This window comes from Arthrobacter koreensis, assembly GCF_035792275.1.
GTDB classification, from domain to species: Bacteria; Actinomycetota; Actinomycetes; order Actinomycetales; family Micrococcaceae; genus Arthrobacter_B; species Arthrobacter_B koreensis_A.
Genome location: NZ_JAMWKK010000020.1, coordinates 1 through 21,493, shown reverse-complemented (window position 1 = coordinate 21,493; position 21,493 = coordinate 1). Strand labels below are relative to the sequence as shown.

Genomic DNA, 21,493 nt, shown 5'->3' with positions numbered 1-21,493 from the left:
GCTCATCCTCCGAAAGGATGTGTAGTCTGCTTTCCCTTCGATTCTGCTCCCGTCAGGCACCCGGCGTCGAACCGGCCACGTCAGCGCGTTGCTTCGGCCAGGTACTCCAGGATGTGCCGGTAGTCGTGGCCGGTCGCCTTGGTCATGCCGATCTCGCAGGTGCGGTTCACCGAGGCATATCCGTCGAAGACCCGCTCGTTGATTTCCTCCGCCTGCTTTTGGGTAGCCGAGGCGGTCAGTTCGGGGTGGAGCAGCCCGCGGTCGCCGGCGAAGGCACAGCAGCCCCAGCTCGGCGGCACGAAGACCTCTGCGCTGACGGCCGCCGCGATCCCGGTGAGCGCGTCGTTGGCGCCCAGCTGGGTAGAAGAGCAGGTGGGATGCAGGGCCAGCGAGCCAAGCTTCCGCTTCACCTCCAGCCGGGGCAGGACGGCATCGCGGACAAAGTCCACCGAATCGACGAACCGCAGCCCGGGGTAAACCGGGCTCTCGCCGGCCAGCCGCTTCATCGTGTCCAGGCCCTCGGTGCAGGATGCGGCGTCGCAGACCACGGGCAGCTCGCCGCCGTTGGTGGCGACCCACAGGTTGGCCAGGACCTTTTCCGTCATGACCGAGTAGCCGGAGGTAAAGCCCTTGGACTTCCACGGCGTGCCGCAGCACAGGTTCTCGATGCCCTTGGGCACCCGGACGCCAACACCGGCCCGGTCGCACAGTTCCATGAATGCCGGTGCGGATCCTTCGCCGCCCTTGGCCGGGCCGAACATGGTTCCGATACAGGCCGGGAAGAACACGGCCACGGGATCCGCGTCCTCATGCGGGGTGCGCCGCGATCCGCCGGCGGGCAGCACCGTCTCATAGGACTGGACGTTGTCCGCCCCGAGGACCGCGCGCCCGACGGCGGTGGCCAGCTTGGGCAGGGGAGAAGGCACGGCCTTCGCCAGGCTCAGGGCCTTGCCTCCCACAGAGGTCATGGTGCCCCAGCGTCCGGCGGCAGCCTTCCAGCCGGCATCGGCTGCCTTGTTGGCGTTCTCTGCGCGGAGCCGGCGGACCAGGTCGCCGGTGTTGATCAGCACGGGACAGGCCGTGCCGCACATGCCGTCCACGGCGCAGGTCTGCACGCCGTCGTAGTCATAGTCCGCACGCAGCGTGGCGGCGAGGACCGAATCCCCGCGGGCCTCGGCGTCGGCAATTTCGCGGCGCAGGACAATGCGCTGGCGCGGGGTGGTGGTGATGTCCTTGCTGGGGCACACGGGCTCGCAGTAGCCGCACTCCACGCAGCGGTCCACTTCCGCTTCCACGGTGGGGGCCACCTTGAGGTTCTGCACGTAGGAGCGCGGGTCGTCGTTGATCAGCACGCCCGGGTTCAGCAGGTGGGCCGGGTCGATGAGCTGCTTGACCTCCACCATGATTTCGTACAGTTCATCGCCGTACTGGCGGCGCACGTACGGAGCCATGATCCGGCCGGTACCGTGCTCCGCTTTCAGCGAGCCGCCTTCACCCAGGACCAGGTCCACCATTTCCTCGGTGAACGCCTCGTAGCGGGCCAGCTCGGCCGGATCGCTGAAGTTCTCATTGAGCATGAAATGGATGTTGCCGTCCTTGGCGTGCCCGAAGATCACCGAGTCCCGGTAATGGTGCGCAGTGAACAGGGTGGCAAGTTCGGCGCAGGTGCGGGCCAGCGACGGCACCGGCACCACAATGTCCTCCAGCAGCGCGTTGGTGCCGGACGGGCGGGCACCGGCCACCGTGGTGTAGAGGCCCTTGCGCATATGCCACATGCCGGCCCGGTCCCGTGCGTCGGTGGTCATCGCGAACGGAGCGGCCAGGCGCAGCGACTCGAACAGCGGCTGGGATGCGTCCCGTTTGGCTTCGAGCTCCTCCACAGTCGCGGCCTGGTGCTCCACAAGCAGTGCGGCGTGGGACTGGACTTCAAGGTTCCGCAGTTCCAGCGGGGCATCCGCTGCCTGCCGGGCGACCCGGAGCGAGGTGGCGTCCATCAGCTCCACGGTGGCCAGGCCTGAAGCGGTCAGCTCGGGCAGCGCGGTGGCAGCGGCGTCGAGCGAGTCAAAGAACATGAGGCCGGTGGCGACCTTGGGCAGCGCCGGAATGGTGCGGAAGGTTGCCTCTGCCACGAAGCCAAGGGTGCCTTCGCTGCCGATCATCAGGTGCGCCAGGATGTCCGCCGGATTCTCGAAATCCAGGAAGGAGTTCAGCCCATACCCCATGGTGTTCTTCATGGAGAACAGGCGGGTGATGGTGGCTACGGAGTCCGGGTTTGCCACGATCCGGCCGCGGAGGCGCAGCAGGCCTTCGAAAAGCTCCGGTTCCAGGGCGCGGAGCTTCTCCTCGGCGTCGGGGGCGCCGGTGTCCAGGACGGTGCCGCTGGCCAGGACCAGAACCATTGATTCAAGGGTCCGGTAAGTGTTGAATTCAGTGCCGCAGGCCATGCCGGAGGAGTTGTTGGCCACGACGCCGCCAATGGTGCACGCGATTTCGCTGGCCGGATCGGGGCCCAGCTTCCGGCCGAAGGCTGCCAGCCGGGAGTTCACCGACCGCACTGTCGCCCCGGGGGCCACCCGGACGCGGGCACCGCCGTCGAGCACCTCGATGTCACGGAAATGGTGGCGGGTGTCGATCAGGAGGCTGTCGCTGACCGCCTGGCCGGAAAGCGAGGTGCCGCCGGAACGGAACGTGGCGGGGATGCCGAGTTCGCGGCTGCGGCGCAGCAGCTGCGCCACTTCGGCGGTGCTGGACGGGGTGGCGACGGCCTGCGGAACCAGCAGGTAGTGCGAGGCATCGTGCGCCATTTTCCGGCGGTCGATTTCCCGGGTGCTGATTCCCTCGCTCCCGAGGGCCGAGATTGCTGGTGCGGAGTGCTGCGCTGTGACTGACATACGATCCTGATCCATGACAAAAAGACGGGGACTTGTCTCCCGAATTAACTCTATGCCCGGGACACAGTGAAATGGTCAGACCACGCCCGGCGGCACGGCCTGTAAATACTGGAGCACGGCCAGGACCCGCCTGTGGTCCCCGGCCGCCGGTGCTAGCTGCAGCTTGCCGAAAATCGAGGTGATGTGCTTCTCCACCGCGCCGGCGGAGAGGAACAGTTCAGCACAGATACCGGCATTTGTCCGTCCCTGGGCCATGAGGTCCAGGACATCGTGTTCCCGCGGGGTAAGCGACCCCAGCCCGGGGGTACTGCCCGCTCCCATCAGCTGCCGCACGACCTCGGGATCCAGCACGGTCTCCCCGGCACGGATGCGCTCCAGCGCGTCCAGGAAACTGCGCACATCCGCCACCCGGTCCTTCAGCAGGTACCCGGTGCCGCTGGGTTCCCCGGCGAAGAGCTGCGCGGCATACCGGGTCTCAACGTACTGGGAAAGCAGCAGGACGCCGGTCTCCGGCCGGGTCTCGCGCAGGACCAGCGCCGCTCGGATACCCTCGCTGGTATGGGTAGGCGGCATCCGGTTGTCCAGGATGACGACGTCGGGCCGGGCGGTTTCCAGCGCGGCGAACAGTTCCCCGGCGTCCCCGGCTGCGGCCACCACCTCGTGGCCTCGTCCAGAGAGCAGTTCCACCAGCCCGGCCCGCAGCAGCGCCGAATCCTCGGCAATCGCAATCCTCATGCATGAAGCCTGCACCATGGGCCTGCCCGTTAGCCAAGCGGCAGGCTGACCGTCGCCGTCGTCGGGCCGCCTGCGGGGGAGGAAACGTGCATGGTGCCGTCCACTGTACGGACCCTTTCAGCCAGGCCGGCCAGGCCCGTGCCCGCGGCCGGATCGGCGCCGCCGGTGCCGTTGTCGGTGACGCTGAGGACCAGGCGGTTGTCCTGCCCGGTCACAGAGATCCAGGCGCCGGTGCCGCGTGAGTGCTTCACCGCATTGGTGAGCAGTTCCGCCGCGCAGTAGTAGGCGATGGCTTCAACGGCGGGTGCCGGCCGAACGCCGAGCCGGTAATCGAGCTGCACAGGCAGCGGCGCGGTTGCCACGAGTGACTCCAGGGCCGCATCGAGTCCGTCGTTCAGTACTGCCGGACGGATACCGCGGGCGATTCCGCGCAGATCCGCCAGGGCGTCCTTGGCGGTTCCATGGGCACTGTCCAGCAGACGCTGCAGGTCTTCGTTCGCGTCCCCGGCGGAGAGCCGGTCCCTGGCATCACCGAGTTTCATGGCGATGGCAACCAGCTGTGCCTGGGTCCCGTCATGCAGGTCGCGTTCAATCCGGGCCAGGCGCGCATCAGCGGTGGTGACGGAGCTGCTCCGGCTCGTTTCCAGGTCCCGCATCCGGATCTGGGCGGCAGTGGGGCCAAGCAGCGAGGCGGCGAGCAGCCCCTGGAGCTTGGCAGCGCCGTTGTTGATCGCCGGCCAGAGCACAAACGTCAGGAGGACGCCGACCCCGGCATAGGCAGCCTGCCACCAGAAACCGTCCACGAAAACATCCGGGGCGATCATGCTGCCGCGGTGCCAGGTGCCGTCCGAAGCCTGCATCGGCGGAAGCCACTGGGACCAGTACCAGTGGGTCATGCACCCCAGCCCGGTGACGAGGAAAGTGATGCTGAGGACGGCTGCGGTCACGGATGTCACGAAGCTGACGGCCATGTGGGCAATGGCCCGCCAGCCGGCCGTGTCAGCGAGTCCGGAACGGAGGAAGCCAAAGAACCCCCGGCGGGAAGTGAAGGGAACCGGTGCGGGGATGTTCCGCCCCAGGAGGGAAGCGGCAAGGCCGCGGTTGACGGTGCCCCAGTACCTGGCCGCCACCACCATGGCGGCAACAATGACCAGGCCCACCACTGTCACCAGCAGGGACGCGCCGAGCGACACCGTGGTGACCGCGTACGTGAAGGCCAGCGGAGCCAGGAACAGGCTCACGACGTGGTAGCCGAAGGCCCGCCAGGTGGTGCTGCGGAAGAACGCCGGTCGGCGCGGTCGCGTAGGGGCCTCTGCCGCGGGGCGTGATCCCGGTACTGCGTCAGGCTCGGTGGCGTAAGTGTTGGTCATGAATCAAGCTTCCTACGCGGCGGCGCCTGCCACCATGGGGTTTTCCCCCGTTGTGCCGCGGGGGTTGTGGGGTTTCGCGGGGTGCTGCGGCGGGGACGGAATCCAGCCGGCGTGCCGTGGCGGGTCCAGCTGCCGAGCCGGTGTGCCGAGCGGCGGCGGGCCTCCGGAAACTCCCGGGCAGGGATTACCGGTGCAACCGGCCCGTGTAGCACTGCGCTTACGCTCCACTTTGGGACTTTCCTGCCACTTTGGGACTTTCCTGCCCCTGCGCCGCGCAGGAAAGTCCCCAACTGGCGGGGATGTCCCAAGCCGGAGGGAAGTGGGCCTGGCCGGTTGCCCCAACTGGCGGGGATGTCCCAAACCGGAGGAGATCCGGCAGCAGCCAGGCAGTAACTGGCTACTCCGAAGCCCGCGCTACGCCTCGGCAGGCGGAATCTGGGCGTAGAACCACGTGATGTGCTCCCGCAGGCGCTCCGTTGCCAGCGCGCCGTCACGGGCAGCGACGGCGTCGTAAATTCCGTGGTGCTGTTTCCGCAGCGACGCGAGGATCCGGGGCCAGTCGTCAAAGTTGTCCATGGCTTCCTTGACGTAGCCGCGGATGGCGCCGCTGAGCGAATCCATCATGGTCTCGATGACGGAGTTTCCGGCGAGGGAGCTAAGCTCAACGTGGAACCGGGCGTCCAGGGTGTGGAACGTGTCCCGGTCAAGGTCCGCGCGGTCCATGGCGTCGAGCAGGTCGCGGGCGCGGTCCAGTGCGGCCTGCTTCTCCGGACCGTCCGGCGCACCGGCAGCGGCCTGCGCCGCCCAGGTTTCAAGCAGCACACGGGTCTCCACGATGTCCTCCACGGAGAGCCGGCTGCTGGCCATGTGCAGGCGCAGTGCGGAGGAGAGGCCGGCGGAGGGCTCGGAGACGATGATCGCCCCGGACTTCGGGCCGGAACCTGAGGAAGAACGAAGCACTCCCATGGCGTCCAGGATCCGGATGCCTTCCCGGACGGAGGCGCGGGAAATGCCGTAGGTTTCCGCCAGCGTCCGTTCGCCGGGGAGCTGGTCGCCAAGCTTGATGGTTCCGGAGCGCAGGTCGGCTTCGATGTTCTCCAGCAGCAGGTCATAGCTGCGGCGGGGCGGGAGGGAAGCGGGAGAGGTCACGTCAGTATCCTTGCACGGGCGCGGCGGCCGGATGGTTTTGGCGGTCACACAGGAACAAAAAAGACGGCCCGGGAAACCACGTAAAGGGTTAGCCCGGGCCGCCTCTTGCCAGCTACGGCAGCATCCAGCCCAGCACCGGGGTGGACTGCAGGAACACAACGGTGCAGAGCACCAGCAGCAGGGCCACGCTCCAGCCCACAACCTTGCGCAGCAGGACGGACTCCTGGCCGTCGAGCTTCACCGCGGTTACGGCGATCGCAAGGTTCTGCGGGCTGATCAGCTTGCCTACGACGCCGCCGGTGGTGTTCGCGGCGACCAGCAGGTTCGGATCGATCCCGGCTTCCAGGCCGGCCGTCTGCTGCAGGCGGGCGAACAGGGCGTTGGCGGAAGTGTCGGAGCCGGTGACCGCGGTGCCCACCCAGCCGAGGACGGGGGAGAGGAACGCGAAGAATGCGCCGGTTCCCGCCAGCCAGGTTCCGATGGACACGGTCTGGCCGGAGAAGTTCATGACGTAGGCGAGGGAGAGGACGGAGAGAATCGTCAGTCCCGCCCAGCGCATGTTCCACACGGTTCGCCCGATCTCGGCGACACCGGCGCCCACGGACATCTTGTACCGGCCGCCGTCGTCGAACTTCGCGTAAACGATGGAAACGATGAGGCCGGTGATCAGCAGCAGGGTGCCGGGCGTGGAGAGCCAGTTGAACGTGTAGATGGTGGAGGAAACGGGGTCGCCGGCGGCATCCACCAGGCGCTCGTGCAGCACCGGCCACGGCACCTTGATGTCCGTGGAGGCCAGGAATGCGGGGATGTCCACGCCGATCTTCCAGAGCTTGGCGATGCCGAAGATGACGATCACCAGGAAGTACGGGAAGAGCGCCAGCAGGGTGCGGGAGGTCGTCAGGGAGTTCCCGTCGCGGACGGCTGCGGAACCGGAACCGGAGACAGTTCCCGGGGTTCCGGAGCCGGCCATCGCCATCTCGGGCAGGCCCATGCGGACCCGTGCGCCCTCAATGCCGCGCGGCTGCCAGAAGCGCAGGAATACGACGGCGGCACCCAGGCCGGCCAGTGCGGCAACAATGTCGGTGAGTTCGTAGGAGAAGAAGGTGGAGCACAGCACCTGCGCCCCGGCGAAGGCAACACCGGTAACGACGGCGGCGGGCCAGGTTTCCTTGATGCCGCGGAAGCCGTCCAGGATGAAGACCAGGATCAGCGGAACCACGACGGCGAGCAGCGGCGCCTGGCGGCCCACGACGGCACCGATGTGGTCGGCGTCGAGGCCGGTGAGGTTGGCGGCAGTGGTGATCGGGATGGCCATGGCGCCGAAGGCAACCGGGGCCGTGTTGGCTACCAGCACGGCGGCCGCGGCCTTCATCGGCTTCAGGCCCAGGGCGACCAGCATGGTGGCCGTGATGGCCACCGGCGCGCCGAAGCCGGCCAGCGCCTCGAGCAGTCCGCCGAAGCAGAAGGCAACCAGGATTGCCTGGATGCGGACGTCGCCGCCGCCGATGACGTCAAAGACGCGGCGCAGGTCTTCAAAGCGCCCGCTCACCACGGTGACCTGGTAGAGCCAGATCGCCATGATGACAATCCAGACTACGGGGAACGCACCGAACACCGCACCCTGGGAGGCGGAGAGCAGGGCCAGGCCGGCAGGCATCTTGAAGGCCCAGATGGCGACGGCGATCGCCACCAGCAGGGACAACCCGCCCGCTACATGGGCTTTGACCTTCACGAAGGCCAGCAGGATGAAGAACGTGAGCAGGGGGATGAGCGCCACGATGGCGGATGCGGCGACGCTGCCGAACACCGGGTCAGTGGTGGCGGTGAAGTGATCCACGGGGGACCTCCGGGAGTGGTGAACTGGGTAGGAAGTTGGTCAGACCACAATGGTCAGACCAAGGAACTCTAGCGCACTCCGGCGGTGCGTGTGATCATGGCCACCAGTTCCGGATGCTTTGGTGTGTTGCACGCAACGTGCCTACTATGGTCTGACCACACGAGCTTCGGGGCATCCCCGTTGAGAGGCACCCATGAGAATTGCACTATTTGCCACCTGCATCGTGGATGCGATGTATCCGCGGACGGCACGCGCCACCGTAGAGATCCTGGAGCGGCTGGGACACGAAGTGGTGTTCCCGTCCGGCCAGGCCTGCTGCGGCCAGATGCACGTCAACTCGGGGTATCTCCCCGAGGCTGTTCCCGTAGTCCGCAACCACGTCGAGGCTTTCACCGCTGCCGACTACGACGTCGCCGTCGCGCCTTCCGGTTCCTGCGTCGGCTCGGTGAAGCACCAGCACCCCATGGTTGCCCGTTCCGCCGGGGACAAGGACCTGGAGGCCCGGGCCGAAGCCGTGGGTGCCTGCACCTACGAACTCTCCGAACTGCTGACGGATGTCCTGGGCATCACCAACGCCGCCGAGCAGCTTGGCTCCTGGTTCCCGCACAAGATCACCTACCACCCGAGCTGCCACGGCATGCGGCTGCTGCGCCTGGGCGACCGGCAGCTGAACCTGCTGCAGAGCGTGGGCGGCATTGAAGTGGCCGACCTCCCGCAGGCTGACCAGTGCTGCGGCTTCGGCGGAACCTTCTCCATGAAGAATGCCGACGTTTCCTCCGCCATGCTCGAAGACAAGGCGGCCAACATCAAGGCCACCGGCGCCTCGCTGTGCTCCGGCGGAGACGCTTCGTGCCTGCTGCATATCGGCGGCGGACTCTCCCGCGAGGGCAGCGGTGTCACCACCCTGCACTTCGCCGAGATCCTCGCCAGCACCCGGGAAAACCCCGTGTCCATCACCGGGGACGTCCTGGTCAGCGGAAAGGCCGTTCGATGACCACCTACCTGGGCATGCCCGCCCTGCCGGTCTACGGCAAGGGCAACCTCAACGCCGTCGACTCCTTCCCCACGGCGGCACGCCGGGAACTGGGCAACGCCCAGCTGCGTGCCAACCTCGAACACGCCACGCACACCATCCGGGACAAGCGCCTGCGCGTGGTCGGGGAGCTTCCGGACTGGGAAGACCTGCGCAGCGCCGGCAGTGCCGTCAAGGAATCCGTCATGGCACGGCTGCCGGAACTGCTGGAGGAGTTCGAGAAGAACTTCACCGCGCGCGGCGGCATCATCCACTGGGCCCGCGACGCGGATGAGGCCAACGGGATTGTCCGCGACCTGATCCGTGCCGAGGGCGTGGACGAAGTGGTCAAGGTCAAGTCGATGGCCACCCAGGAAATCGGCCTGAACGAATACCTCGAAGAGCAGGGCATCGCAGCCTTCGAGACCGACCTCGCGGAACTGATCGTCCAGCTGGACCACGACAAGCCCAGCCACATCCTGGTTCCGGCGATCCATAAAAACCGTTCCCAGGTGCGGGAGATCTTCCTCCGCGAAATGCCGGAGGTTGATCCGGACCTCACCAACGAACCGGCCAAGCTTGCCGAGGCGGCCCGGACCCACCTGCGGCGCAAGTTCCTGTCCTCCAAGGTCGCCATCTCCGGAGCCAACTTCGCCATCGCCGAATCCGGCACCCTGGCCGTGGTTGAATCCGAAGGCAACGGCCGCATGTGCCTGACCCTGCCGGAAACCCTGATCACGGTCATGGGTGTGGAGAAGCTGCTGCCGGCCTGGAGCGACCTGGAAGTCTTCATGCAGCTGCTTCCGCGGTCCTCCACGGGGGAGCGGATGAACCCGTACACCTCGCTGTGGACCGGCGTCACCGAGGGCGACGGGCCGCAGAACGTGCACCTGGTGCTGGTGGACAACGGCCGCAGCGCCGCGCTGGCGGATGAAATGGGCCGCTCGGCCCTGCACTGCATCCGCTGCAGCGCCTGCATGAACGTGTGCCCGGTCTACGAGCGGACCGGCGGCCACGCCTACGGCTCGACGTACCCCGGGCCGATCGGCGCCATCCTCTCCCCGATGATGACCGGCATCAAGAGCGAGGAAAACAGCTCCCTGCCCTACGCCTCCTCGCTGTGCGGAGCCTGCTACGACGCCTGCCCCGTGAAGATCAACATTCCGGAAATCCTGGTGCACCTGCGTTCCGTGGACGTGGAAAGCAAGCGCGCCAAGAAGGTCCCTACCCAGATGGACCTGCTCATGAAGGGTGTCTCCTGGGCGTTCTCCCGCGGCCGGAACCTCGGCCTGCTGGAAAAGGGCCTGCCGCTGGGCAAGCTGGCCGCCGGACGGAAGCGCAAGATCACCAAGCTGCCCGGCATCGCAGCCGGCTGGACGCAGAGCCGGGACATTCCCGCACCGCCTGCCCAGTCCTTCCGCGACTGGTGGGCCAAGGAACACGAAGGCAGCATGCCGGCTGCCGGCGCGTCGAACCAGGGAGAGACCAAGGCATGAGCGCACGCGAAGAAATCCTGGAACGCCTGCGCGGAGCGCTGAAAGATGCCCCGGCTGTCCCCGACGTGCCGCGGACCTACCGCACCGCCGTCGACGCCCCCGAGGCCGAGCGCATTCGCGTGCTGGTGGACCGGCTCGAGGATTACAAAGCCGGGGTCACCGTGGTGGACGAGGCCGGCGTCGGACCCCGCGTTGCGGAACTGCTCGACGGCGCTGCCAGCTACGTGGTGCCTGCGGGAATCGATGAAGCCTGGCTCGCCGACGCAGACTCGGCCAAGCCGGGGCGGCGCCGCAATGACTCCCGCACCGAACCGCTGACCGTCACCGAACTGGATGCTACGTCCGCCGTGGTCACCGGGAGCGCGGTTTCGGTGGCGGAAACCGGAACCATCATCCTGGACGGCAGCGAAGGCATGGGCAGGCGCGCCATCTCCCTGATTCCGGACCACCACGTGTGTGTGGTGCGTGCCCCGGACATCACCATGATCCTGCCGGAGGCGCTGCGGCGGCTGGACGGCACCCGGCCGCTGACCTGGATCAGCGGGCCGAGCGCCACCAGCGACATTGAGCTTGAACGAGTTGAGGGCGTACACGGTCCTCGCACCCTGGACGTGATCATCGTCCGCAGCACAGCCGGTTCACACTAAACCGGCACAGTAGCACCGGGGGAGGCCGGACCGTTGGGGGGACCGGCCTCCTTCCTGCACTCTCCTACGCTTCTGAGTATCCGGTCCGCCAGCCGCCCTTGTAGTCCTTGCGCACGGTCTCGGAATACGGAACCGGGCTGACCACCGCGCGCACCTCAAGCTGGCGGTGCGGCTCCACCGTGGTCTTGGCGGTGCCGCCGTCGGGTTCGCCCCAGACCACGCGGAGCTCGCTGCCCTCGGGGACGTCCGGGTTCACGGTGGCCAGGGACAGTCCGCGGCGCTCATTGGCCGAGTAGCCGGTGAACATTGACACGCCCACCACGTTGCCGTCGGCGTCGATCACCGAGTCGTAGTTCGAGGACCCGTAGTTGGCCAGCGGCAGGTCGAAGTACTTGTAGGGTGTCTGCTCCGTGTCCAGCTGCGAGGTGAAGATCCGGCCCAGGTCCTCCGGGTTCCACGCGAGGGTAACCTTGCGCCGCTGCGCTGCCGGGTCCATGGCCTCGAGCGCTTCGCGGCCAACAAAGTCGTGGTCGAACTTCACGAAGGACCCGTAGCCCAGCTCCCAGGGAGTGAGGTAGTAGTCCTCGATGTTCTCAGAGACAAAGCTGCCGGCGACGGCGTTGGTCGCCTCGTAGCTGTCCGCGCCCAGCCATTCGCGGTACGGGCGCAGGCGCTCGTCAGTGTAGATGGCCGGCAGCGGCGAGGGAATCCAGCCGGATTCGAGCGTGTTGGAGGGGTAAGCGCGGGCACCGACGGCGGCCATGCCGAACTCGGCGCCGGCTTCCATCAGGGCATCGCGGACCTTGTCGTAGGAGGCGTAGTCACCCCAGATTTCAAGGCCGGGCGCGCCGGCCATGCCGTGCCGCAGCGTGCGCACCTGTTCGCCGGCAATGTTCATGGTGTCCATGTTGAAGAACTTCAGCTGCTCCAGGGGGCCGCCGTTGGCCTTCTCGATGATGTCCCAGGCGCTGGGGCCCTGGATCTGGAACCGCCAGTAGCGCCGGCTCACGGGCTTGCCCATGGGGCGCGACGGCGAACGGCGGTCCACCTCGATCTCCAGGTCGTAGCCGCCGGTCTCCGCGTTGAACAGCAGCCAGTTGGCGGCCGGGGCGCGGCCCACGTAGACATATTCGTCCTCGTCCTGGTGGAAGAGGATGCCGTCGCCGATCACGTGGCCGGACGGCGTCGTCGGGACGTACTGCTTCGCCCTGTTCACGGGGAAGCTGGCCACTGAGTTGATAGCGGTGTCGGAGATGAGTTTGAGGGCGTCGGGGCCCTTGATGAACACATTGTCCATATGGTGCGACTGGTCGAAGAGTACGGCGGTTTCCCGCCAGGCGCGCTGCTCGCTGCGCCAGTTGGTGAATTCGGGGGCGACGACCGGGTAGATGTACGCGCCGATCTGCGAGTTGCGGAGCAGATCGACGACTGACCCGGACGCATCCAGGACTTCCTGCAGATTCTTTGGTGCCACAATGAACCTCTGTTTCTGTCGGACGGGGAACCGGCCTCAAGCCGGTGCCGCCGACTTTATATCTATCGCCATAGGTAAGTCGAGGGTCTGCGGGGACGCAAAGAAATGTCTGGTGAATGCCTATCCGGATAGATAGTGTGAGTCGCATCACATCTGCGGTGCGGCTGGGCCGTACCCCAACGAGGAGGCACACCATGAGGAAACTGCTGGCGGCAGCGGCAACGGCGGCGCTGCTCGGCCTGACGGCCTGCGGGTCGGGGTCACTGACTTCGGACGAGGGTTCGGCATCGGCATCCGGGGGAGCAGAGGGGCTCATTCCCATTGAAGTGGGGGTCATCCCGATCGTGGACGTCGCCCCCATCTACCTGGGGGTCCAGGAAGGGCTCTTCGAAGAGGAAGGCCTGGACGTCACGCTTACCCTGGCCCAGGGCGGGGCAGCCATTGTTCCGGCCGTGACAGCCGGACAGATGGACTTCGGTTTTTCCAACATCACGTCCATGATCGTGGGCCGGTCCAAGGGCCTGCCGGTGAAGATGGTGGCCCCCGGAGGCAGCTCCACGGGCGACACGGACGCGGACTTCGCGTCCGTCATGACGCTGCCGGATTCGGGCATCGAGACGGTCACGGACCTGGCCGGCAAGAAGGTTGGCGTCAACACGCTGAACAACATCTCCGACTCAACCATCTCGGAAGCCGTGAAGCAGGCCGGAGGGGACTACGAGAGCATCGAGTTCGTCGAGATTCCGTTCCCGGAGCTTTCCGGGCAGCTGGCGGCCGGAACCGTGGACGCGATTGCCGCCGTCGAGCCTTTCGTCACCATTGCCGGGGCCGACGGCGCCGTGCCGGTGTTTTCCAACTACGCCGAGCCGGTGGATGACCTGACCGTGGCTGTCTACTTCACCTCGGACCAGTACGTTCAGGAGAACCCGGAGATTGTGGAGAAGTTTGCCCGGGCGATGAATGCATCGCAGGAGTTCGCGGAGCAGAACCCGGACAAGGTCCGGGCCGTGCTGCCCACGTACACCTCGCTTGAGCCCGCGGTCATTGAGCAGCTGACCCTGCCCCGGTACAGCACCGAGGTGAACCGGGCATCGGTTGAGGAAGTGGCCCGGATATCCCAGGACCGCGGCCTGGTGGACGAACTGCCCAACATGGATGAGCTCCTGCCGCAGGAGTAGGCCCGGCGGGATTCCCGCGAAAGCGCTCCGCTTTGTGACTTACGCTCCGCTGCGCGGCGGAGCCAAAGCCACGAAGCGGAGCGTTTCGCGTTTCTAGTAGCCGCGGAATCCGCGCACCCACTCTGCGGTGGGGCGCAGCCCGCCGAAGGTGTAGAAGTGCAGCTTTACCACTCCGTGCCGGGCCGGATCATGCTCGGCAGCGAGCTGGTTCAGGAAACGGTCCGGGCCTGCGGTGCCGAGCAGGTTCGTCAGGGAGAAACCGTATTTGTGCGCGATGGACGCGGAGGTCCCGACGCCGAACCGGCGGGCGTAGCCCAGCAGGCGTTTGACGCCGGCAGGTCCCGGGACGCCGATCCGCACCGGGACGTCGATGCCCCGGCTGCGCAGTTCCTCCAGCCACGCCAGCACGGGGGCAGTGTCGAAGCCGAACTGGGTGATGATCGATGCCTCCAGTCCCTGGTCCCGGACGGCTGCCAGCTTTTGCTCCAGAGCGGACCACAGGGTTTGGTCATCAATGTCCGGGTGGCCTTCGGGGTAGCCGGAGATGCTGATGTGCCGGGCACCGTGCGCCGTCGGCAACCCGGACGCGATGACGGCCAGCGAATCCTCGTACGGTCCCATGGGCTCGGCGGGATCTCCGGCTACCACAAAGACGTTCTCCACGACCCCGGCCTCGGACAGGGCGCCGAGGAACTTCTCCAGCTCGGATGCAGAGCCCAGCCGCCGGGCCGAGATGTGCGGCACCGGGACGTGTCCGCCGGCTTTGACCGCCGAGGCGGCGGCCAGGCGCATGGGCAGGTCCTCATTACCCAGGAACGTAACATTGATGCGGGTTCCGGCGGGCAGGGCGTCCTGCGCTTCGGTGAGGGCAGGGACGTCCTTTCCGGTCATTTCCAGCGAGAAGTCATCAAGCAGAGACGAGGCGGGGTCCACGGGGTTCATGCCGAACACCCTAGCCAGCGGGCCCTGCGGTGTCCACGGTCGGTTTTTGGTCCCAGCCCGGGGCGGGCGCCGGGCACCGGCCCGGCGCCCGCGAAACGGATTCCTAGAACCGCGAGGAGCTGCCCGATCCGCTGAAGCTGCCGCCGCTCGCACCGTAGCCGGAGGACGACCCGGAGGAAGCCGAGTTCCGGGCGGACTCGATTTTGCTGGTGCCCGTCTGCACTCCGGCGTTGAAGGATGCCACAGACCAGAAGTAGTTCGGGTAGGCAGTGTCCAGGATGCCCGGTCGGTAGCCGTTCCGGTAACGGCGGGTTCGGGTGCGCTCCTCTTCGAGCGCCTCACGCATCAGCTTCTTCTCCGAACTGTTCTTCGCGGCCTTCTCGATAACCGTCTCGGAGTGGTTCTTCAGCAGTTCGGCGAGCTCCTGGCCGGAGTCGCGGATGACGTCGAGCGCGGCGTCCGGGGTTACTGTTCCGTCAGCCAGTCCGGCAGCCGCAGACTTCAGCCGGCGGACACATCCAGTCCGGAAAGCAAGCAGTGCGGCCGCTGTTGCGGAGCCGCCGGTCTTGTCCTTCTTGAACAGGTCTTCCAGCTTGTCCAGTTCCTCCAGCAGCGGGAGGGCCTGCCGGTCCCACGCCGCCTGCCAGCCCGGGCCCATGTTGAGCAGGGTATTGGTGTCCGCGATGACGTCGTCGATGCCGTCCAGGGCGGCCGCGAGCTCAGCAAATTCCTCCACCGGCTTGCGTGCCTTCGCCCGCTTGAGGTCCCTGTCCGTGAAGGAGCGCACAGTGTTCCCCAGCTCGGTGGCCAGGTTATAGCGGGTGCGGAAAGTGCGGTGCTCTTCCAGGACCTTGGCGCCGTAGCGGGAGGTCTCGGGGATGGTGTGGGCGTTGAGTTCGGTGGCGTCCAGATCCATGCTGACGCTGGCGTAGGACTTCTCGCCTGCGGCGATGAGCTCACGGTTGGTCTTCAGCCGGTTGCGGCGCACCAGCACCACCGTTAGCCAGATACCGCCGGCCAGCGCTACGGCAGCCGCGCCCAGGATCCAGACGAACGGGTCCTGGTACCAGGGCCGGTTGATCAGCTTTGCCGCCTCTTCCACGCCGGTGATGGTCCCGTCCGTCCACTGCGCGTCCCGGAACAGATCCTTGGTTGCCTCCTGAATCTGTGCCGCATCGCTGCCCTCCACTTTCCGGTCCTCGCCGAAGTAGGTGCCAATCCAGCGCCCCTCCGGGTCAAGCGCAAAAATGAACAGGCCGTCGGCCCACTTTTGCCCGTCGGGGCTGATCCATTCGGGGCGCTCTTCACGGGCGAACCGGAGCACCTCCGCATTCAGCACCGTGTCCCCGTCCGTGTATTCGGCGTCCGGGTCCCCGCGGTAGGTGTAGATCGCCACCGTGGTGGGGTCGCGGAACTGGATGTCCTCCAGTGCCGGAAGCAGGGTGTTCTGGTCCAGGACACCGGCGGTGTCCTCTACGACAATGTCCGCCGGTTCGACGGCGGAGGCCGGCGCCGCGGCAACGGTGAGGGACAGGAACGCGGTAAGGACGATCAGCAGGAGTCTGCGCATGTTCGGTTTCCTCGAAAATGGTCGGCTATACGGGCGGCCGTTTGGCGGGCTGGTCCGCAGCAGCGGCGGCGTGCATCAGGCTGTCCAGGAATGTGGCCGTCTCTTCAAGCACAGCCCGCGCCTCCGGACGGGAGAACTGGAACTGCGCTTCGTGTGGCAGTGCAGGTGAAAGATCCCTGGGCCAGAATCTGCGGGTAACCGGCACCCCCAGCTCCTGGAGCCGGTCGGCGAAGGGCACGGACTGCTGGAGGGTCAGTCCGTCACCGTTGCCGCCGCTGATGAACACCGGGGGAAACGCCCCGGTGGCGTGGGAGATGACGGACATTTGCTTCGCGGCAGCAGTCTCCGCAAACCGCCGTCGTCCGGTGTAAGCCCAGAGCGCCGTCCGGAAGCCCCAGCCCAGGACGCCGGTGAGCCGGCCCATGGCTTCCAGGTCGTAGACGCCGCAGTGCAGTACGGCAGCGCGCAGGTGGTCAGCGGAAAGCGACGGGGTGAACCCCAGTGCGGCGGCATAAGCGGGTGAGGTCACCGCGGCACTGAGCTGGGATGCCAGCTGTGCACCCGCGGAATCCCCGGCCAGGACAACACGCTCCATGTCCAGCCCGTAGCTTGCGGCACGCTTCTGCAGGAACTGCACGGCCTCACTCAGTTCATGCAGCGCCCGCGGATACCTGCTGCCCGGAGCCACCGAATAGTCCACCCCGACGGCGGCATACCCGCGGGCGGCCAGCATCCGCAGGTACGGGGAGACATCCCGGCGCGACCCGGAGATCCAGGCGCCGCCGTGCACCCAGACGATCACCGGGACGGCCCGGTCCTGGGGCGTGTGCCCGGGTGGAAGGAACACGTCGAGCTGCCGCCTGCCGCCGTCGTGCTGGTAGTCCAGGGCAAGGCGCTCGCTGACGGCGGGGGCATGCGGGCGCATCTGGCGCACCAGCTGCTGCGCACCGCGGTAAAAGAGGCCCCGGATCAGCAGGGCTGCCGGCCACGGGGTCAGCCAGAACGCAGCGCCTGCGGCAGCCGCGGCAGTAACGGCCGCGGTCGGAACGGGACGCAGTCTCAGGGAACGGAGGGCAGGCACATCCTCAGCGTAATGGAGCGTTGTAACGCCGGACCTTTTCCGCCGGAATGTGTCATGGATCATATACAATCCATTTCAGCCGTAAGGATCCGACCCCCAGTGTTCCCCGAAAGTGGTGCAGTAAGCGTGCTCGAGAAACAGACCATAGAAAAGATCGCCGATGAGCTCGTGGCAGCCGGCGCCAACCGTACCCCGGTGCCCAGGCTGACCGCACGGTATCCGGAGATGACGGTAGAGGACTCCTACGCCGTGCAGGAACTGTGGAGCCGCCGGATGCAGGAGCAGGGCCGGAAGCTGGCCGGACGCAAGATCGGCCTGACCTCGAAGGCGATGCAGGACGCCACGGGAATTACCGAACCGGACTACGGCGTCATCTTCGACAACATGGTCCTTGAAAACGGCTGCACCGTGCAGTGGGACGCGTATACCCACCCGCGCATCGAAGTGGAATTGGCCTTTGTGCTCGGCAAGCCGCTCTCCGGACCGAACTGCACCATCTTCGACGTCCTGGATGCCACGGACTATGTAGTCCCGGCGCTCGAAATCCTCGATTCCCGGATCGAGATGGAAGGCCGCACCATCGTGGACACCATTGCGGACAACGCTGCCATGGGCGCCATGGTGGTGGGCGGGCGCCCGGTCAAGGTGGACGACGTCGACCTGCGCTGGATTTCCGCCCTGCTGTACAAGAACCAGACCATCGAGGAGACCGGCGTGGCAGCGGGTGTGCTGAACCATCCGGCCGCCGGCGTTTACTGGCTGGCGAACAAGATTGCCGCGCACGGGGCGAGCCTGGGTGCCGGGGAAATTATCCTGGCCGGCTCCTTCACCCGCCCGATGTGGGTCCATAAGGGCGACACCGTTCACGCAGACTACGGACAGCTGGGATCAGTGACATGCCGTTTCGAGTAGAACCCGCACCCGCCTTCAAATCCGTCCTGGGAAACGGCCGGAGGGCCCAGGCAGGCATGTGGGCCTGCACGGGAAACCCGCTGCTGGCGGAGATCTGCGCCGGATCAGGCTTTGACTGGGTGCTGATCGACGGGGAACACAGCATCAACTCGCTGGAGTCCATCAGCATCCAGCTCCAGGTTATGGCCGGATACCCCGTCTTCCCCGTGGTCCGCGTTCCCTCCAATGACACGGTGCTGATCAAGCAGTACCTGGACCTGGGCGTGCAGAACCTGATCGTCCCCATGGTGGACAACGCGGAGCAGGCTGCCAAGGCCGTTGCCGCCGTGCGGTACCCGCCGCGCGGCGTCCGCGGGGTGGGCAGTGCCCTGGCACGCGGGTCACGCTGGAATCGGATCGAAAGCTACCTGCACCGCGCCGAGGAAACCATCACCCTGCTGGTGCAGGTTGAAACCGCGGAAGCCGTAGCCAACGTGGCCCGGATCGCCGGCACCGACGGCGTGGACGGGATCTTTATCGGGCCCTCGGACCTCGCGGCGTCCATGGGGCATCTGGGCCAGCAGGACCACCCGGACGTTGTAGCCGCCGTCGAGCACTGCATCCGCACGGCCAGGGAACTGGGCGTGCCGGTAGGAGTGAATGCCTTTGTCGAGGCGACGGCCCGCCGCTACCTCGACGCCGGTGCGGACTTCATCGCCGTGGGTGCGGATGTTGCGATGCTGGCCAGGGCCTCGGAGGCGCTCGCCGCCAAATACGTGCCGCAGGACACCGGTTCCCCGGACTCCGCTCCTGCCAGCTACTGACGGAAGGCTGGCTAGGGGAGCATCCAGCTGAGCACCGGCGTGGACTGCAGGAAGACGATGATGCACAGTGCTGCCAGCAGTGCCACGCTCCAGCCGAAGACCTTCCGCAGCAGCACGGACTCCTGCCCGCTCATGTTCACGGCGGCGGCAGCGATGGCCAGGTTCTGCGGGGAGATCAGCTTGCCCATGACGCCGCCGCCGGTGTTGGCCGCGATCATCAGCTTCGGGTCCAGTCCGGCAGCGGCGCCGGCGGTTTCCTGCAGCCGGGCGAACAGGGCGTTGGCGGACGTGTCCGATCCGGTGACAGCAGTGCCGATCCAGCCCAGTACGGGGGAGAGGAACGCGAAGAAAGCACCGGTTGCGGCCAGCCAGGTGCCGATGGAGACGGTCTGGCCGGAGTTGTTCATGACGTAAGCCAGGGCCAGGACCGCCAGGATGGTCAGGGCCGCGGAGGTCATGCGCCGTGCAGTCGTCCAGATTTCCTTCACCGCCTCGCCCATGCTGAGCGGATACCGGCCGTTGTCATCGAAGCGCGAATAGACGGCCGCCACGATGAGGCCGCTGATCAGCAGCAGCGTTCCGGGGCTGATCAGCCATTCGAAGTTGTAAACCGTGGAGGACAGGCGCTCGCCGTTCGCATCGAGCAGGGAATCGTGCAGCCACGGCCACGGAATTTCGATGCTGGTCCGCGCGAGAACCTCCGGCACGTTGACGCCCAGCGTCCACAGATTCACGAACCCGAAGATCACGATCACCAGCACGTACGGAAAGAGCGCCATCCACGCACGCGACGGCGTGAGCGTGTCACCGGCAGTGTCGGTGGCGGCGCTGCCGATTTCGGCGTCCCCGCCGCCACCAGCCGGCGTCCAGCCTGACGCCTTGGCAGCGGCAAGTTCGCCCCGCATGCGCTCGGCTGCCTGCTCACCGCCGCCGGGATGCCAGAAGCGCAGGAACGCGACGGCGGCAGCCATCGCCACCAGGGACGCGACGATGTCCGTCAGCTCGTAGGAGAAGTAGTTCGAGCACAGGAACTGGAAGACCGAGAACACCACACCGGTGAACAGCGCCACCGGCCAGCACTCCCGCAGTCCGCGCCGCCCAGCAGCATGGTCACCGTGATGGCCACCGGGGCGCCAAAACCGGCCAGCGCCTCCAGCAGCCCGCCGAAGCAGAAGGCCACCAGGATCGCCTGGACCCGCAGGTCCCCGCCTCCCACCCGGTCAAAGACCCGGCGCAGGTCCTCGAACCGGCCGCTGCGAACGGTCACCTGGTACAGCCAGACGGCCATGATGATGATCCAGACCACCGGGAAAAGGCCGAACGCCGCGCCCTGCGTCGCTGACAAAACGGCCAGGCCCGCGGGCATGCCAAACCCGGCGACGGCGATCACCAGGGCAGTGAGCAGTGCCCAGGCTCCGGCAATGTAGGCCTTGGTCTTGGCAAACGCCAGGAGCAGGAAGAAGACCAGCAGCGGCACGAGAGCCAGCAGCGCAGAGAGCGCAACGCTGGAACCGACTGCGTCAGTGGCGAGGGTGAAGCTTTCCATGGGACCCTCCGTGCCTTGCTGGGGTCCCGCACCGTGCCTGAGGGCGGCAGGATCGGAGACCGGCTTAGGGAGTGGCGGAAAAAGCGCTGGTTCCAGAGTAGGAGCGCTACCAGCCCTTGGCGAGATAGATGTCCAGATAAGCGCCGCGGTCCACGTCAAGGTCTGCGCGCCGCTCGAGCCCGGCAGCCAGGGCGGTGCGCTGCGAGCCAATGTTGTCCACGGAGGTGTAGGCGACCACCGGCAGGTCCGGCAGCAGTTCCCCGGCCAGGCGAACGGCCTCCAGCGCCCCTTCGGTGGCCAGGCCCTGGCCCCAGACCTCCGGGGTGTAGCGGTAGTAGAGGTTCAGGGCCGGCCGCCCGCGGATGACGCGGCGGGATACGCCGGTGAAGCCAATAAGGCGTCCCGGCTCTTCGGGGGTGAAGGCTGCCCACACCCCGAAACCGTGCCGGTACCAGTGCTGCCGGATTTCGTGGAAGATCCGGGAGGAAGAGGCCCGGGTGACGCTGGCCGGGACCGGGTGGTGCACATTGGTGCGCGGGTCGGTATGCAGGTCAACCGCAGCGGCTTCGTGCCGGGCTTCGGGCCGGCACAGCAGGAGCCGCGGGGTGCGTACAGGGGTCCAGTCCCCGGTTTTCTGCTCCAGCATGGCCACCACTGTAAACCCGGGTGCCCGTTCCGGCACGGTCCCCTTCACCGAGAAGGCAGAAACTGCCCGTTAGACCCCGGCGGGTTCTAGCGGTCGTTGCAACACCTGAGAATTTCGGGAGTTGCAACGACCGTGTCTGTTTCATCAGGAAAGCAGTCCCGTCCGCGGCATAGCGCGGAGCAGAGAGCAGCGTTCTTCGTGGTC

General features: G+C 66.7%; 18 protein-coding genes. 6 read left to right on the top strand and 12 right to left on the bottom strand.

The features are described from left to right. Positions 1-80: 80 nt before the first annotated feature. From NGB94_RS16040 to NGB94_RS16020, 5 genes are all read right to left on the bottom strand, one after another. Positions 81-2,891: an FAD-binding and (Fe-S)-binding domain-containing protein gene (locus tag NGB94_RS16040; protein WP_325791709.1), complete on the bottom strand. Its 2,811-nt coding sequence runs from the start codon at positions 2,889-2,891 to the stop codon at positions 81-83. 75 nt (positions 2,892-2,966) lie between these two features. Beyond that, positions 2,967-3,626: a response regulator transcription factor gene (locus NGB94_RS16035; RefSeq protein ID WP_325791708.1), complete on the bottom strand. Its 660-nt coding sequence runs from the start codon at positions 3,624-3,626 to the stop codon at positions 2,967-2,969. 29 nt (positions 3,627-3,655) lie between these two features. Then, positions 3,656-4,996 (bottom strand): sensor histidine kinase, encoded by a 1,341-nt coding sequence (locus NGB94_RS16030; RefSeq protein ID WP_325791707.1) that lies wholly within the window; start codon positions 4,994-4,996, stop codon positions 3,656-3,658. A 414-nt stretch (positions 4,997-5,410) separates the two neighbouring features. Continuing rightward, positions 5,411-6,145: a FadR/GntR family transcriptional regulator gene (locus NGB94_RS16025; protein WP_325791706.1), complete on the bottom strand. Its 735-nt coding sequence runs from the start codon at positions 6,143-6,145 to the stop codon at positions 5,411-5,413. Between the two features lie 112 nt (positions 6,146-6,257). After that, a complete protein-coding gene (locus tag NGB94_RS16020; protein WP_325791705.1) occupies positions 6,258-7,982 on the bottom strand; it encodes an L-lactate permease in 1,725 nt (574 codons plus the stop codon). Positions 7,983-8,175: 193 nt separating this feature from the next. Here NGB94_RS16020 and NGB94_RS16015 point away from each other — a divergent pair, with 193 nt between their 5' ends. From NGB94_RS16015 to NGB94_RS16005, 3 genes are read left to right on the top strand one after another with little or no spacing between them, the layout of a single operon-like run. Further along, a complete protein-coding gene (locus tag NGB94_RS16015; protein WP_325791704.1) occupies positions 8,176-8,976 on the top strand; it encodes a (Fe-S)-binding protein in 801 nt (266 codons plus the stop codon). Beyond that, complete coding sequence (locus NGB94_RS16010; RefSeq protein WP_325791703.1) at positions 8,973-10,490, top strand: LutB/LldF family L-lactate oxidation iron-sulfur protein; 1,518 nt, start codon at positions 8,973-8,975, stop codon at positions 10,488-10,490. Before NGB94_RS16015 ends, NGB94_RS16010 begins: the two co-directional genes overlap by 4 nt. Beyond that, complete coding sequence (locus NGB94_RS16005) at positions 10,487-11,137, top strand: LutC/YkgG family protein (RefSeq protein ID WP_325791702.1); 651 nt, start codon at positions 10,487-10,489, stop codon at positions 11,135-11,137. Before NGB94_RS16010 ends, NGB94_RS16005 begins: the two co-directional genes overlap by 4 nt. A gap of 64 nt (positions 11,138-11,201) precedes the next feature. Here NGB94_RS16005 and ligM read toward each other — a convergent pair whose 3' ends face one another. After that, positions 11,202-12,611 carry a vanillate/3-O-methylgallate O-demethylase gene (ligM, locus tag NGB94_RS16000; protein ID WP_325791701.1) on the bottom strand — a complete coding sequence of 470 codons (1,410 nt, stop codon included), beginning with the start codon at positions 12,609-12,611 and terminating at the stop codon, positions 11,202-11,204. A 194-nt stretch (positions 12,612-12,805) separates the two neighbouring features. Between ligM and NGB94_RS15995 the strand changes: the two genes are divergently transcribed. After that, positions 12,806-13,789 carry an ABC transporter substrate-binding protein gene (locus tag NGB94_RS15995; protein ID WP_325791700.1) on the top strand — a complete coding sequence of 328 codons (984 nt, stop codon included), beginning with the start codon at positions 12,806-12,808 and terminating at the stop codon, positions 13,787-13,789. Between the two features lie 93 nt (positions 13,790-13,882). On the opposite strand, the gene NGB94_RS15990 is transcribed toward NGB94_RS15995, so the two are convergent. The 3 genes from NGB94_RS15990 to NGB94_RS15980 form a co-directional block, all read right to left on the bottom strand. Next, entirely contained in the window at positions 13,883-14,731 is an 849-nt protein-coding gene (locus tag NGB94_RS15990) for a methylenetetrahydrofolate reductase (protein ID WP_325791699.1), read from the bottom strand. A gap of 103 nt (positions 14,732-14,834) precedes the next feature. Continuing rightward, positions 14,835-16,301: a DUF5129 domain-containing protein gene (locus tag NGB94_RS15985; protein WP_325791698.1), complete on the bottom strand. Its 1,467-nt coding sequence runs from the start codon at positions 16,299-16,301 to the stop codon at positions 14,835-14,837. A 25-nt stretch (positions 16,302-16,326) separates the two neighbouring features. Further along, entirely contained in the window at positions 16,327-17,382 is a 1,056-nt protein-coding gene (locus NGB94_RS15980; RefSeq protein ID WP_325791697.1) for an alpha/beta hydrolase, read from the bottom strand. A gap of 126 nt (positions 17,383-17,508) precedes the next feature. On the opposite strand from NGB94_RS15980, the gene hpaH reads away from it, so the two are divergent. Then, positions 17,509-18,294, top strand: coding sequence for a 2-oxo-hept-4-ene-1,7-dioate hydratase (hpaH, locus tag NGB94_RS15975; RefSeq protein WP_325791724.1), 786 nt, complete (start codon positions 17,509-17,511; stop codon positions 18,292-18,294). Then, positions 18,279-19,097 carry an aldolase/citrate lyase family protein gene (locus NGB94_RS15970; protein ID WP_325791696.1) on the top strand — a complete coding sequence of 273 codons (819 nt, stop codon included), beginning with the start codon at positions 18,279-18,281 and terminating at the stop codon, positions 19,095-19,097. Before hpaH ends, NGB94_RS15970 begins: the two co-directional genes overlap by 16 nt. A gap of 11 nt (positions 19,098-19,108) precedes the next feature. Here NGB94_RS15970 and NGB94_RS15965 read toward each other — a convergent pair whose 3' ends face one another. The 3 genes from NGB94_RS15965 to NGB94_RS15960 all read right to left on the bottom strand — a co-directional run bounded on the left by NGB94_RS15965 (position 19,109) and on the right by NGB94_RS15960 (position 21,289). Continuing rightward, positions 19,109-20,167: an L-lactate permease gene (locus NGB94_RS15965; RefSeq protein ID WP_418910672.1), complete on the bottom strand. Its 1,059-nt coding sequence runs from the start codon at positions 20,165-20,167 to the stop codon at positions 19,109-19,111. After that, on the bottom strand, positions 20,095-20,643 hold the full coding sequence (locus NGB94_RS16820) for an L-lactate permease (protein ID WP_418910671.1): 549 nt from the start codon (positions 20,641-20,643) through the stop codon (positions 20,095-20,097). The genes NGB94_RS15965 and NGB94_RS16820 overlap by 73 nt, the downstream gene beginning before the upstream one ends. Before the next feature lie 106 nt (positions 20,644-20,749). After that, positions 20,750-21,289, bottom strand: coding sequence for a GNAT family protein (locus NGB94_RS15960; RefSeq protein WP_325791695.1), 540 nt, complete (start codon positions 21,287-21,289; stop codon positions 20,750-20,752). Positions 21,290-21,493 lie beyond the last annotated feature (204 nt).